Origin of the sequence: Rhizobium etli CFN 42 (genome assembly GCF_000092045.1) — a bacterium.
Classification (GTDB): Bacteria; Pseudomonadota; Alphaproteobacteria; order Rhizobiales; family Rhizobiaceae; genus Rhizobium; species Rhizobium etli.
In genome coordinates, this window is the sequence record NC_007761.1 from 1,823,144 (window position 1) to 1,834,768 (window position 11,625).

The 11,625-nt window shown below is 60.0% G+C and carries 13 protein-coding genes; 9 read left to right on the forward strand and 4 right to left on the reverse strand.

Features of this window, described 5'->3' with window-relative positions; translation table 11 throughout:
* The first annotated feature begins 45 nt into the window (after nucleotides 1-45).
* The 3 genes from RHE_RS08900 to RHE_RS08910 all read left to right on the forward strand — a co-directional run bounded on the left by RHE_RS08900 (nucleotide 46) and on the right by RHE_RS08910 (nucleotide 2,400).
* Nucleotides 46-360 carry a hypothetical protein gene (locus tag RHE_RS08900; RefSeq protein WP_011425032.1) on the forward strand — a complete coding sequence of 105 codons (315 nt, stop codon included), beginning with the start codon at nucleotides 46-48 and terminating at the stop codon, nucleotides 358-360.
* A 63-nt stretch (nucleotides 361-423) separates the two neighbouring features.
* On the forward strand, nucleotides 424-1,308 hold the full coding sequence (locus tag RHE_RS08905) for a hypothetical protein (protein WP_011425033.1): 885 nt from the start codon (nucleotides 424-426) through the stop codon (nucleotides 1,306-1,308).
* A 99-nt stretch (nucleotides 1,309-1,407) separates the two neighbouring features.
* On the forward strand, nucleotides 1,408-2,400 hold the full coding sequence (locus RHE_RS08910) for a L,D-transpeptidase family protein (RefSeq protein WP_011425034.1): 993 nt from the start codon (nucleotides 1,408-1,410) through the stop codon (nucleotides 2,398-2,400).
* A 45-nt stretch (nucleotides 2,401-2,445) separates the two neighbouring features.
* Here RHE_RS08910 and RHE_RS08915 read toward each other — a convergent pair whose 3' ends face one another.
* Nucleotides 2,446-3,237 carry a phenylalanine 4-monooxygenase gene (locus RHE_RS08915; RefSeq protein ID WP_011425035.1) on the reverse strand — a complete coding sequence of 264 codons (792 nt, stop codon included), beginning with the start codon at nucleotides 3,235-3,237 and terminating at the stop codon, nucleotides 2,446-2,448.
* Between the two features lie 122 nt (nucleotides 3,238-3,359).
* Between RHE_RS08915 and RHE_RS08920 the strand changes: the two genes are divergently transcribed.
* Entirely contained in the window at nucleotides 3,360-3,821 is a 462-nt protein-coding gene (locus RHE_RS08920; RefSeq protein ID WP_011425036.1) for an Lrp/AsnC family transcriptional regulator, read from the forward strand.
* A gap of 3 nt (nucleotides 3,822-3,824) precedes the next feature.
* Here RHE_RS08920 and RHE_RS08925 read toward each other — a convergent pair whose 3' ends face one another.
* Nucleotides 3,825-4,325 carry an Lrp/AsnC family transcriptional regulator gene (locus RHE_RS08925; RefSeq protein ID WP_011425037.1) on the reverse strand — a complete coding sequence of 167 codons (501 nt, stop codon included), beginning with the start codon at nucleotides 4,323-4,325 and terminating at the stop codon, nucleotides 3,825-3,827.
* A gap of 130 nt (nucleotides 4,326-4,455) precedes the next feature.
* Between RHE_RS08925 and hppD the strand changes: the two genes are divergently transcribed.
* The 4 genes from hppD to maiA are packed head-to-tail and all read left to right on the forward strand — an operon-like array spanning nucleotide 4,456 to nucleotide 8,659.
* Nucleotides 4,456-5,565 carry a 4-hydroxyphenylpyruvate dioxygenase gene (hppD, locus tag RHE_RS08930; protein ID WP_011425038.1) on the forward strand — a complete coding sequence of 370 codons (1,110 nt, stop codon included), beginning with the start codon at nucleotides 4,456-4,458 and terminating at the stop codon, nucleotides 5,563-5,565.
* A 39-nt stretch (nucleotides 5,566-5,604) separates the two neighbouring features.
* The gene (gene hmgA / locus RHE_RS08935) at nucleotides 5,605-6,966 is read left to right on the forward strand and encodes a homogentisate 1,2-dioxygenase (protein WP_011425039.1); all 1,362 of its coding nucleotides are present in this window, start codon (nucleotides 5,605-5,607) and stop codon (nucleotides 6,964-6,966) included.
* A 38-nt stretch (nucleotides 6,967-7,004) separates the two neighbouring features.
* Nucleotides 7,005-8,030, forward strand: a complete 1,026-nt coding sequence (locus RHE_RS08940; RefSeq protein ID WP_011425040.1) for a fumarylacetoacetate hydrolase family protein — start codon at nucleotides 7,005-7,007, stop codon at nucleotides 8,028-8,030.
* Complete coding sequence (gene maiA / locus RHE_RS08945; RefSeq protein ID WP_011425041.1) at nucleotides 8,027-8,659, forward strand: maleylacetoacetate isomerase; 633 nt, start codon at nucleotides 8,027-8,029, stop codon at nucleotides 8,657-8,659. The genes RHE_RS08940 and maiA overlap by 4 nt, the downstream gene beginning before the upstream one ends.
* 3 nt (nucleotides 8,660-8,662) lie before the next feature.
* On the opposite strand, the gene RHE_RS08950 is transcribed toward maiA, so the two are convergent.
* Nucleotides 8,663-9,133 carry an MEKHLA domain-containing protein gene (locus RHE_RS08950; RefSeq protein WP_011425042.1) on the reverse strand — a complete coding sequence of 157 codons (471 nt, stop codon included), beginning with the start codon at nucleotides 9,131-9,133 and terminating at the stop codon, nucleotides 8,663-8,665.
* Between the two features lie 416 nt (nucleotides 9,134-9,549).
* On the opposite strand from RHE_RS08950, the gene RHE_RS08955 reads away from it, so the two are divergent.
* The gene (locus tag RHE_RS08955) at nucleotides 9,550-10,815 is read left to right on the forward strand and encodes a patatin-like phospholipase family protein (RefSeq protein WP_011425043.1); all 1,266 of its coding nucleotides are present in this window, start codon (nucleotides 9,550-9,552) and stop codon (nucleotides 10,813-10,815) included.
* Between the two features lie 245 nt (nucleotides 10,816-11,060).
* On the opposite strand, the gene RHE_RS08960 is transcribed toward RHE_RS08955, so the two are convergent.
* The gene (locus tag RHE_RS08960; RefSeq protein ID WP_042118293.1) at nucleotides 11,061-11,594 is read right to left on the reverse strand and encodes a SixA phosphatase family protein; all 534 of its coding nucleotides are present in this window, start codon (nucleotides 11,592-11,594) and stop codon (nucleotides 11,061-11,063) included.
* Nucleotides 11,595-11,625 lie beyond the last annotated feature (31 nt).

Below are 11,625 nucleotides of genomic sequence, written 5' to 3' on the forward strand. Positions count from 1 at the left end.
CACCGGTTGTGATATCCGGTTGCATTTGAGGGGCGGAGAGCGGGGATGGCGACGACGCTGATAGCAGAAATCCACCAGGCGCAGACAAGGCTTCCGTTCTTGAGCAGGGCGGAGCGCGGAGCCCTTATCGTTCGCATTCTTCGCGAGTTGAAGATACTCCGTCGCGAAGTTCTCGGAAGTGTGCCGGCCGATCGCTGTGCCTGGATCGATAAATTGATCGCGTCAGTTTCTTCGACGGTATCGGAAATCGTCACGATGCCGGACGCCGAGTTCAACCGTGTCTTGAACGAGTTCGAAAAGCTCATGGCAACGCTGCATAACATTTCGCACCCGCAGAAGCCGTCGAAGACGGTTCACTAGCGTCGTTAAGGTGACGTACGGTCGCGCCGGAAACTTATTCCGACGCGGGAGCGTTCTCGTTCTATGATCGAAACAAAATCGCCCGCTGACCAGGACGAGATATCGCCCCGTGACGATGAGCCGAAGCCAGGCGCAGAGGTTTCCTTCCCCTACGACAGGATGACTGTCGAGCAGTTCCGGAACCGCTTCCCTCGTGCCCGCTGGAGCGACGTGCGAAAGGCCTGGTTCGTTCCCGGCCGAACGGCGTCACGTCGCATCGGCCGATGGCTTGCCGAGCTGGAAGCAGACGCCGACGCGCATGCGGATGCGAAGGGACGCGATGCCTTCGCCTTCGAACCCATCGACAGCCCATATCTGGAACTCGGCAAGGCCGGCTTTCGAATCCGCACGCCCTATTCGAAAACCGTCGTCGACGCGCTTCGCGAGGTGCCGTTCTCGCGATGGGACGACGATCTTCGAATATGGCACGTGCCCTTTCGATCCTATGAGGAACTCAGACGCAGATGGCCTGATATCGAGGCGGCGGCTCACAGGAATGAACCGGAGGAGAGGCGACGGCGTGCCGACGAGCGGAAGGGAACCGAACGGGAGATGCGCAGCAGGCTTCGCGCAGCGGAACGCAAGCGCCGCCGTTACCCGCTTCCGACGGACGATCTGCCGCCGCTAGGACGTCCGGTGGCCACCTCCTATGGGATCGTCGTCTTTACTTATATCACCGGTGAACTGGTCGATCCGGGTCTCGTCGTGGATTTCTATCCCGGCGTCACCGAGGATTACCTCTGGGGATACTGGCGGATGCCGACATTGGATGAACTTGTCCGCACATGGCCTGCGAAAGCGCCTCCCCGCCGCGATGCCGGATGGTGGCACCCGACGATTGAAGAACTGAGGCCCGCCCGCCGCGCCGCAAGGTCACGCGAGGCCAGGAAGCAAGCGCAGACGCGGTGACCGGAGCCTGCCACCGGTCTCGCGGACTTGTAACAGATGCTGCGTTAACGATGTCCGACCGGTGTGGGAACAAATTCCCACGTCGGCCATTTGTTGTCCATGAAAACAGCCCTGCCGATGTCGCTGCTCGCTCTGGCCCTCTCCGTTGGCGGCGCCCTCGCGCGAGAGCTTCGTCCCGAAGCGATCAACGCCGCTTCCCTTGCCGACATCGGGAAAGGAAAGCTGCAGCCCGCAGATCCAGACCCGGCGATCGTCCGCCTCCAGGTCCTGCTCGACCGCGCGGGCTCGTCTCCCGGCGTGATCGACGGTCTCTCCGGCGAGAACGTCGACAAGGCGGTGGCCGGCTTCGAGGCGATGAACAAGCTTCCCGTGGACGGCAGGCCGGATCCGGATGTCGCCTCCCGGTTGGAAGACAATTCGCCCATCATCGAGAGCTATGTCGTCTCGCCGGAGGACGCCACGGGGCTCGTCGACAGGATTCCTGAGGATTACGGCGAGAAGGCAAAGATGCAGAGCCTCGGCTATACCAGCGTTGCGGAGAAGCTGTCCGAGCGCTTCCACATGGATCTCGATCTCTTGAATGCACTTAACCCTGGTTCGCATTTTGCGCCTGGCGATAAGGTGTGGGTCGTTAACCCCGGCCCTCCCAGGCAAGGCAAGGTCAAGAGCATCGAGGCTGACAAGAAGACAGGGCAGGTGCTGGCCTATGGCGAGGATGCGTCGCTGCTTGCCGTCTATCCCGCGACGATCGGCAGCGAGGACAATCCGGCGCCCTCCGGAAAACACAAGGTCAAGGGCGTCTCGAGAATGCCGGTCTACCGATACGATCCGAAGCGAAATTTCAAGCAGGGAAAGAACAACAAGGTCCTGACAATCCCGAAAGGTCCGAACGGCCCGGTCGGCACCGTCTGGATCGACCTGACCGAGCCGACCTATGGCATACACGGGACGCCGGAGCCGAAGCTCATCGACAAGGTCGGCTCGCATGGCTGCGTGCGGCTGACGAATTGGGACGCCGAGGAGCTGGCCGGCATGGTCAAGCCGGGCGTCCCGGTCGAATTCGTCAATCGCAGTCTCGCCGATCGAAAGTGAAACGCAGGATCTGACGAATACCCAGACGCCACCGCAGCGTCAGGATTACGAAGCCTTGGCTTCGAAAGCCGGGGCGAAATCCCCGAGCGATTTCGCCTTGAGGATCGCGCCGCCGATATCCTGCTCCACGATCGCCTCGAGATCGGCAAAGCTGTCAATGACATAGTAGATCGGCTGGAGGATATCGATGCGGTAGGGCGTCCGGAGCACGCTCAGCAAATCAAACGGCCGGAACTCGCACGCCGTGCCTTCCGTTGCCGCCTTCGCTTCGCTCGGAGAGGAGACGATGCCTGCGCCGAAGCAGCGGCGCCCTTGCGGTGTGTTGATCAGGCCGAATTCGACGGTGAACCAGAAAATCCGGAACAGATGCCATGAATAGCCCTTGCCGAGGCGCATGGCAGTTTCACCGAAATGCCGAACGAAATTGGCATAGCTTTGATTTGTCAGCAGCGGACAATGGCCGAACACCTCGTGGAACAGATCCGGTTCCTCGATATAATCGATATGCTCGCGGCGGCGCAGGAAGGTCGCCAGCGGGAACTTGCCCTGTGACAGAAGTTCATAGAAGCGCGAAGGCGGAATGAGCGCAGGCACGCCTTCGACGCCGAAACCGGTGGTCTCGTTCAGGCGTCTGTTCACATCGAGGAGCTGAGGCACTTTCTCCGGCCTGAGCCCAAGCAGTTTGACGCCGTCAAGATATTCCTGACAGGCCTTGTCGGCCAAGAGCTTCATCTGACGCCGATAGAGTTCGCCCCAGATCGCATCTTCTTCGGGGGTATAATCATAGAGGCCGTCCGGGCCGGGCAGTTTGGCGGTGTAGCTGCTTTCCTTGGTCATCGGCTGATCCTCCCGGAATGGCGATATTTCTGTCATTATGCTCCGGGTTTGACGGATTTTCTTTTCTTTCATGCCGGCTGAGACCATAGTGATGGAAGATATTCTCGAATGTGGTGGCAATGATGAAAGAATCTGGGAATTTCCGCCGCAAGCTTCTGCAACTGATCCAGGCCGACGGCGCTCTGTCGCTGGCGGACCTGGCGGAAAAGGCCGGCATGTCGCAGAGCTCGGCCTGGCGGAAGATCCAGGAACTCGAAGCCGACGGCGTCATCCGCAAGCGGGTGACGTTGCTCGATCCCGGCAAACTCGATCTCAAGCTCTGCGTAATTGCCCACGTTACGCTGGAGGATCACCATGAAGAGGCGGTGGCTTCTTTCGCTTCAGTGGTGCTGGAGCGGCCGGAGATCATGGAGTGCTACGCCTTGTCGGGCGCCTTCGATTACATGCTGAAGATAAGGGCGAGGGACGTCGAAAGCTACGAGGCCTTCATGACCCGCTATCTCATGCGCAATCCGCATGTGCGCACCGTCGTATCGAGCTTCGTATTGCGCGAGCTTAAATTCTCCACCGAACTGCCGCTCTGACTTTTATCGCGCGCTGTCGCCATGTCGGCTGCCCGGCATCATCACCGGATAGCCTTCGAATGTCTTCAGCGTGTCGAGCACGATCGAGGTTTTCACGTGCTGCACGGATTCGTGCGGCAGCAGAACATCGTTGACGAACTTCGACAGATCGGTGAGCCCACGGGTCGCCACCTTGAGGTGATAATCCATCTCGCCGGTCAGCGCATAGGCTTCGAGAACCTCGGGTAGACCGTTGATCAATTGCGAAAATCGGCGGGCATTGTCCCGGTTGTGGGTCGCAAGCGTGACGGAAATGACCACCAGCATATCGAGCCCCAGCTTCTCCCGATCGAGGTGGGCACGGTAGCTGCGAATATATCCCTCGGCCTCCAGTCTGGTGCGCCGGCGTGAGCATTGCGACGGTGAGAGCGCGATGCGCTCACCAAGCTCGTTGTTCGTGAGCCTGCCATCCTTTTGAAGTTCCAGGAGGAGGCGCAGGTCTAGTTTGTCGAGGGGCTCATCCATTGCGCAAAATCTCCAAAATGCTCACGGGTCGTGCATAAAATGTTCCTTGCGCATAAAGAACGCAAGAACTTTGCACGTGTTTTGAGCCATAGTTTGCATAGAAAATGCAATCTCCTCTGGAGGAAGGAAAATGGGTCCGTTCCCGCATGATGCGCCTCCGTCGGAAATCACCGCCGACAATCCGGCCGGCACCGACGGCTTCGAATTCGTCGAGTTCGCTCACCCCGAACCTGAGAAACTCAGCGAGCTCTTCACACGCATGGGCTATGTCGCGGTCGCCAGGCACAAGACGAAAGACATTACCATCTGGCGCCAGGGCGACATCAATTATGTCCTCAATGCCGAGCCCGGCAGTCATGCCGCCCGTTTCGTCGCAAAGCATGGTCCCTGCGCCCCGTCGATGGCCTGGCGTGTGGTCGATGCCAGGCACGCCTTCAATCACGCCGTGTCGAAAGGCGCCGTTCCCTATGAAGGAAATGACAAGGTGCTCGATGTCCCCGCGATTGTCGGCATTGGCGGTTCGCTGCTCTATTTCGTCGAGACCTATGGGGCGAAAGGATCGGCTTACGAGGCCGAGTTCGATTGGCTTGGCGAGCCCAATCCGAAGCCGCTCGGGATCGGCTTTTATTATCTCGACCATCTCACCCACAATGTCTTCCGCGGCAACATGGACAAGTGGTGGGATTTTTACCGCAACCTGTTCAATTTCAAACAGATTCACTTCTTCGATATTGACGGCCGCATCACCGGTCTGGTCAGCCGCGCCATCACCTCGCCCTGCGGCAAGATCCGCATTCCGCTGAATGAATCGAAGGACGACACCAGCCAGATCGAGGAATATCTGAAGAAGTATCGGGGCGAGGGCATTCAGCATATCGCCGTTGGCACGGAGGATATTTACGAGGCAACCGACCGGCTTGCCGATAACGGCCTGCGCTTCATGCCGGGGCCTCCCGAGACCTATTACGACATGTCCTATGAACGCGTGCATGGCCATGACGAACCGATCGACCGCATGAAGAAGCACGGCATCCTGATCGACGGCGAAGGTGTGGTGAACGGCGGCATGACAAAAATCCTGCTGCAGATATTCTCCAAAACGGTGATCGGTCCGATCTTCTTCGAATTCATCCAGCGCAAGGGCGACGAGGGTTTCGGCGAAGGCAACTTCCGTGCGCTGTTCGAGTCGATCGAAGCCGATCAGATCAAGCGTGGTGTCATCGGCACGGCAGCGGAGTAAACTCTACGGCGCAGTAGAGTTTTCGGGGAGGAGTTGAGCATGGACCAGACAGCGATCCAGGCCGCCGATGCGGAAGCGGCGACCGCAAACAGACTGAAATATATGCCAGGTTTCGGCAACGATTTCGAGACGGAGTCGCTGCCTGGCGCCTTGCCGCAGGGCCAGAACAGCCCGCAGAAATGCAACTACGGCCTTTATGCCGAGCAGCTTTCCGGCTCGCCCTTCACCGCGCCGCGCGGCACGAATGAACGATCCTGGCTGTACCGCATTCGCCCGAGCGTGCGCCACACCCGCCGCTTCTCGAACGCCTCCTATCCGCTTTGGAAAACCGCGCCGTGTCTGGACGAGCATTCGCTCCCGCTCGGCCAGCTTCGCTGGGATCCGATCCCCGCGCCTGAGGAGAAGCTGACTTTTCTGCAAGGGGTGCGGACGATGACGACGGCGGGCGATGCCGCGACCCAGGTCGGCATGTCGGCGCATGCCTATGTCTTCAACGAAGACATGGTCGACGACTATTTCTTCGATGCCGATGGCGAACTGCTGATCGTGCCGCAGCTCGGCGCCATCAGAGTGTTCACCGAAATGGGCATCATGGACGTCGAGCCGCTGGAGATATGCCTCGTTCCCCGCGGCATGATGTTCAAGGTCATGACGACCGGCGAGCAGACGGCCTCGCGTGGCTATATCTGCGAGAACTATGGCGCCAAATTCACATTGCCGGATCGCGGGCCGATCGGCGCCAATTGCCTGGCAAATCCGCGCGACTTCAAGACGCCTGTTGCCGCTTTCGAGGACAAGGAAAAACCCTGCCGCGTCCATGTGAAATGGTGCGGCAAATTCTATGTCACCGAGATCGGCCACTCGCCGCTGGATGTGGTTGCCTGGCATGGCAACTACGCGCCCTACAAATACGACTTGCGGACGTTTTCCCCGGTCGGCGCGATCAGCTTCGATCATCCCGATCCGTCTATCTTCTCGGTGCTGACGGCGCCGACCGAAGATGCCGGCACGGCGAATGTCGATTTCGTGATCTTTCCGCCGCGCTGGCTGGTCGCTGAGCACACCTTCCGCCCGCCCTGGTACCACCGCAACATCATGAGCGAGTTCATGGGCCTGATCCATGGTCAGTATGACGCCAAGGAGGAGGGGTTCGTGCCGGGCGGGATCAGCCTGCATAATATGATGCTGCCCCATGGGCCGGACGCGCTCGCCTTCGAAAAGGCATCCAATGTAGAACTCAAGCCGGTGAAGCTCGATCACACCATGGCCTTCATGTTCGAGACTCGCTACCCGCAGCAGCTGACCAAATATGCAGCCGAGCTCGAAACGCTGCAGGACGATTACCTCGAGTGCTGGGATGGCCTCGAACGCAAGTTCGACGGAACTCCGGGCATCAAGTAACAGGATCGGCGAAGCTTCCTCGGTCACGGAATTGAGACATGAAACTTGCGACCTTGAAGGACTCCACCAGGGACGGCCGCCTCGTCGTCGTGTCCCGCGATCTGACCCGCTGTTCGGAGGTCGGCCATATCGCCCGCACCCTGCAGGCGGCGCTCGACGACTGGGAGCATGTCGCTCCGAGACTTCGTCTGGTTGCCGAAGGCATCGAGACGGGAGCCCAGCCGACGATGCGGTTTCACGAACATGACGCCGCATCGCCTTTGCCGCGCGCCTATCAATGGGCCGACGGCTCGGCATACGTCAACCATGTGGAACTGGTGCGCAAGGCGCGCGGCGCCGAGATGCCGGCTAGCTTCTGGACCGATCCTTTGATGTATCAAGGCGGCTCTGACAGTTTTCTTGCGCCGCGGGATCCGATCCTGGTGGCAGACGAGGCCTATGGGATCGACATGGAGGGAGAGGTTGCCGTCATCACGGGCGACGTTGCCATGGGAGCCAGCCCCGAGGCGGCGCGCGGCGCAATCCGCCTGCTGATGCTCGTCAATGACGTGTCGCTGCGCGGCCTGATCCCCGATGAGCTCGCCAAGGGTTTTGGTTTCTTCCAATCCAAGCCGGCCTCGGCATTCTCGCCGGTGGCGGTGACGCCGGACGAGCTAGCGGACGCCTGGGATGGCGGCAAGCTCCACCTGCCGCTGCTCGTAAGCTTGAATGGTAAGCCATTCGGCAGGGCGAATGCCGGCATCGACATGACCTTCGACTTCGGCCAGCTGATTGCCCATGCCGCGAAAACCCGCCACCTCGTGGCGGGGACGATCATCGGTTCCGGCACGGTTTCCAACAAACTCGACGGCGGCCCCGGCAAGCCGGTGGACGCGGGGGGAGACGGCTATTCCTGCATTGCCGAACTGAGGATGATCGAGGCCATCGAGAGCGGATCGCCGAAGAGCCCCTTCATGAGGTTCGGCGACCAGGTCCGCATCGAGATGAAGGACGATGCCGGCCATTCGATCTTCGGGGCGATCGAGCAGACGGTCGGAAAATACGAGGGAGCTGCCGGGGGATGAGCGAGATCATTCTTTACGACTACTGGCGGTCATCGGCGAGTTATCGGGTGCGGATCGCGCTCAATCTTCTGGGCCTCGACTACCAGACAGTGCCGATCAACCTGCTCGACGGTGCGCACAAGATGCCGGACTATCTCACCCTCAATCCGCAGGGGCTCGTGCCGACACTCGTGATAGATGGGAAAACGCTGACACAGTCGCTGGCCATCATCGAATATCTGGCCGAGCTTCGACCGGAATGCGGACTGCTGCCAACCGACAGCGCTGATCGTCAGAAAGTCCGCGCCCTGGCCTATGCGATTGCCATGGACATCCATCCGGTCTGCAACCTGCATGTCGTCTCGCATCTTCGGACGCTTACCGACAAGGCCGAGGCTCGCGAGGAATGGATGAAGCACTTCATCGGCGATGGACTTCGCAAGCTGGAGATCATGCTCGGCGAATCCGATGGCGCGTTCAGCTTTGGCGGCAGGCCGTCGATCGCCGATCTCTGCCTTGTTCCCCAGGTCTACAATGCTCGCCGCTGGGGAGTTGATATCACTGCTTTCAGACGCATCAGCGATATCGACGCTAGATGCGCCGACCTCCCCGCCTTCCAGGCAGCGCATCCGGACCGCGTGAAGCCGTAGGAACTACTCGTCCCGCCACGATGAAAATATCGCCGCCTGGCCCAACCGCTTTCCCGTCTCATCGATGAGCTGCCAGACAGTGAAATTTTCGACCCAGAAACGGCGCCCCGACTTCGCCACCCTGAGGCCGCGTCCGTTGTCGACAAACCCATCGCGCGTGACGGCGTCCAGCAGCCGCTGGCGTTCGGCGCGATCAGGCTGCTCGGCCGAAAGCCGTGACGGCAGCATGACGAATTCGTCCCAGCTATATTCGAAGCAGTTCTGCGCGGTTCGGTTTGCGTAGATGAAGCGCGGGTCGGGTAGGGTATTGTGGGCGAGGACCACGAAAGGCGCTTGGCTGTAAAGCCACTCCGGCCCTTGCCAATCCTCCACAAGACGGCGGCCGACAATAAGCCGGTAGCTGCCGGCAAGAAGGGCAAAGAAATCGGGATCATTCCTCAGGTCGAGGGCGTTGTTGTCATAGGGAGAAGTCACGAACGGCCTCGCTGGTCAAATGTGTCGGTGCAGGCGACATAGCCGATATCAATTGCACGCGTCTATGATGCCTCTGAACTGCGATTCATTTCGGCGAGGGCCGGCATTTACCTTGTCTCATCACTTCTGATTGTGACGCTTGCCAGAAGATCGCCCTTGTGCATTGATCTGAGCTGCTGGGGTACCTGTCAACATTCTCTGCGAAGCTATTGGTCTTCGGACCGTCATTGGCGTCGGCCGGTGTTATGGCCATCAGGACGAGGCCGGACTGGACTGGGAGTGGCACAAATGCGACGCCAACTCCCGCAGATATGCGGAGTAGGTATCGCCGGTCCGCAGGCAGCGACCGCACAGGTCAGCAGCTTGCTTGAAGGAAAAGACCGGTGAAGACCTCATATTCCTGAGTGAGGCCGAGCATGTCGGAAGACGAACATGCGCCATTGAATGCTGTCTTGTCGGGATCCGACGACCCCGAGAAGCCCGCTGAGCGCTATAAACTCGGCCTCTGCCTTTCCGGCGGCTATCGGGCCATGCTTTTCCATGCGGGATCGCTGGCAAGGCTCAACGAGGCCGGTCTTCTGGCGAAGCTCGACATGATTTCGTCGGTCTCGGGCGGGTCCATCGCCTCCGGCCTGCTGGCCCATGTGTGGCCACGGCTGGCCTTTGAGAACGAGGTTGCCGTCAACTTCAGGGCTCAATACGTCGACCGCATTCTGGCCTTCAGCCAGATATTCGCGGATGGGCCGAGTTTCCTGAAGGGCGCGTTTAATCCCTTCTCGAGCGCTGCCGAGGAGGTCGCGAAACTCTACGAAAGACATCTGTTCGACGGAAGGTCGCCAAGCCTCAGCGATCTTCCGGTCTCGCCTTGGTTCGTATTTTGCGCCAGCAATCTCAGCACGGGTTCACTCTTCCGGATGTCGAACCGCTATATCGCGGATTACCGGATCGGCCTGTCGTTTCATCCGGCACTTTCGCTCGCGACCGCGGTTGCTGCTTCGGCGGCATTCCCGCCTGTCCTGTCGCCGCTGCGATTGGACCTATCGAAATTTCCCTGGAAAAGGGAAAAACTCGATGACACCGTTGGCGATCCCGTTGCACCGGAAAGGGCAATATTGAGCGACGGCGGCGTCTACGACAATCACGGCATCGAGCCGGCGCTGAAACGCTGCGACTGCCTGCTTGTCAGCGATGCCGGCGCGCCTTGGCGCTCCTCGGCTAGCGGCTACTGGAACTATCTCTCGCAACTCAAGCGCGTTCTCGATACGACGGACAATCAGGTGCGGTCGTTGCGGCGCCGAGACCTGATCGGCGGTTTCAGGGCCGCAAAACAGGCCGATTTGCTTGGCCTCGACGATCTCGCGAAATCGGCGCTGCGGGCAAGAACCCATGGCGTTTATTGGTCGATCGACAGCAAGGACGCCGAACTCAAGGCATACGCCTCTTACACGCTGCCGCCGTCCTCGGTCGTTCCGTCCGAGGTCGGCACCTATCTTCACTTCCTCGGCACCAGGGAAACGGAGTATCTGACGAACTGGGGGCACTATGTGTGCGACGCGATGCTCAATCGCTTCTATCAACCGCTGCCGGCGCCGTCCTCCGGCCCGCCGTTGGCATCCGGGACGGTGAAGCCCCCCTGGGCGGCGAGAGCGAGCAGGCGTCTATTCGACGTTTTGCCCTTTTGACAATAGCCGGAGGTGCCGGCCAAGACAGCCCGGAGGCGGAACTCTGACGAGGTGAGGGAAGGGCTGCCCGGCGTGTGGCAATCCACGATATAGGGAAAGAGATGTCCGCAATGGATTACCTTGGCGAACCGATCCCATCTCGTTGAAGTGAACGGGTTCTCCGGCGAAGTCGGCGTTGTCAAACCATTCTGTCGCGAACGACCCGTTCGAACCGGCGCGGGCAAAATCAGGGCCATGCACCATTATTACCCCAAGGATCGCGGGGTTACGAACCGCTCGAGATAACCGGTGTCCGCCGCAATCTCGTCCCATCCGTCGAGATCGAGGTCAATGACGGCGAGTCCCCCCGTCGGGAACTTCTCCCGCATGCGTCCCACGGCATCGGCATCGCCGTCCGCCACGATCAGCGAGGCTGCAATCTCCATGCCTGGATTGTGGCCAACGATGAGAAGCGTGCGGATATCAGGTTCGACGGCCCGGATCACATCGAGCATGCGCTCGGCCGACACCTCGTAGATATCCGCCGCCTCGTGTTCGACCTTTTTCAAAAGGGCCCCGCGGACGAGCTTCCAGGTTTCCCGCGCCCGGCGGGCCGGCGAGACGAGGGCGAGATCGGGGAACAGTTTTTCGCGCACCATATAGGTGCCGATGACGGATGCTGCCTTGCGCCCGCGATCCGCCAATGGCCTTTCACGGTCGGCCACACCGTCGGGCCAGGCGGATTTGGCATGGCGCAAAAGGATGAGGCGGTGTTTCGGCAGCATGGGTTTCGGCGTCATTTTATCGCGAGGCCGATGTCGTCGGTTAGAG

Coding starts and splice junctions, on each gene's coding strand:
- RHE_RS08900 (WP_011425032.1), top strand. CDS start 46: ATGGCGACGACGCTGATAGCAGAAATCCACCAGGCGCAGACAAGGCTT.
- RHE_RS08905 (WP_011425033.1), top strand. CDS start 424: ATGATCGAAACAAAATCGCCCGCTGACCAGGACGAGATATCGCCCCGT.
- RHE_RS08910 (WP_011425034.1), top strand. CDS start 1,408: ATGAAAACAGCCCTGCCGATGTCGCTGCTCGCTCTGGCCCTCTCCGTT.
- RHE_RS08915 (WP_011425035.1), bottom strand. CDS start 3,237: ATGACCAAGGAAAGCAGCTACACCGCCAAACTGCCCGGCCCGGACGGC.
- RHE_RS08920 (WP_011425036.1), top strand. CDS start 3,360: ATGAAAGAATCTGGGAATTTCCGCCGCAAGCTTCTGCAACTGATCCAG.
- RHE_RS08925 (WP_011425037.1), bottom strand. CDS start 4,325: ATGGATGAGCCCCTCGACAAACTAGACCTGCGCCTCCTCCTGGAACTT.
- hppD (WP_011425038.1), top strand. CDS start 4,456: ATGGGTCCGTTCCCGCATGATGCGCCTCCGTCGGAAATCACCGCCGAC.
- hmgA (WP_011425039.1), top strand. CDS start 5,605: ATGGACCAGACAGCGATCCAGGCCGCCGATGCGGAAGCGGCGACCGCA.
- RHE_RS08940 (WP_011425040.1), top strand. CDS start 7,005: ATGAAACTTGCGACCTTGAAGGACTCCACCAGGGACGGCCGCCTCGTC.
- maiA (WP_011425041.1), top strand. CDS start 8,027: ATGAGCGAGATCATTCTTTACGACTACTGGCGGTCATCGGCGAGTTAT.
- RHE_RS08955 (WP_011425043.1), top strand. CDS start 9,550: ATGTCGGAAGACGAACATGCGCCATTGAATGCTGTCTTGTCGGGATCC.
- RHE_RS08960 (WP_042118293.1), bottom strand. CDS start 11,594: ATGACGCCGAAACCCATGCTGCCGAAACACCGCCTCATCCTTTTGCGC.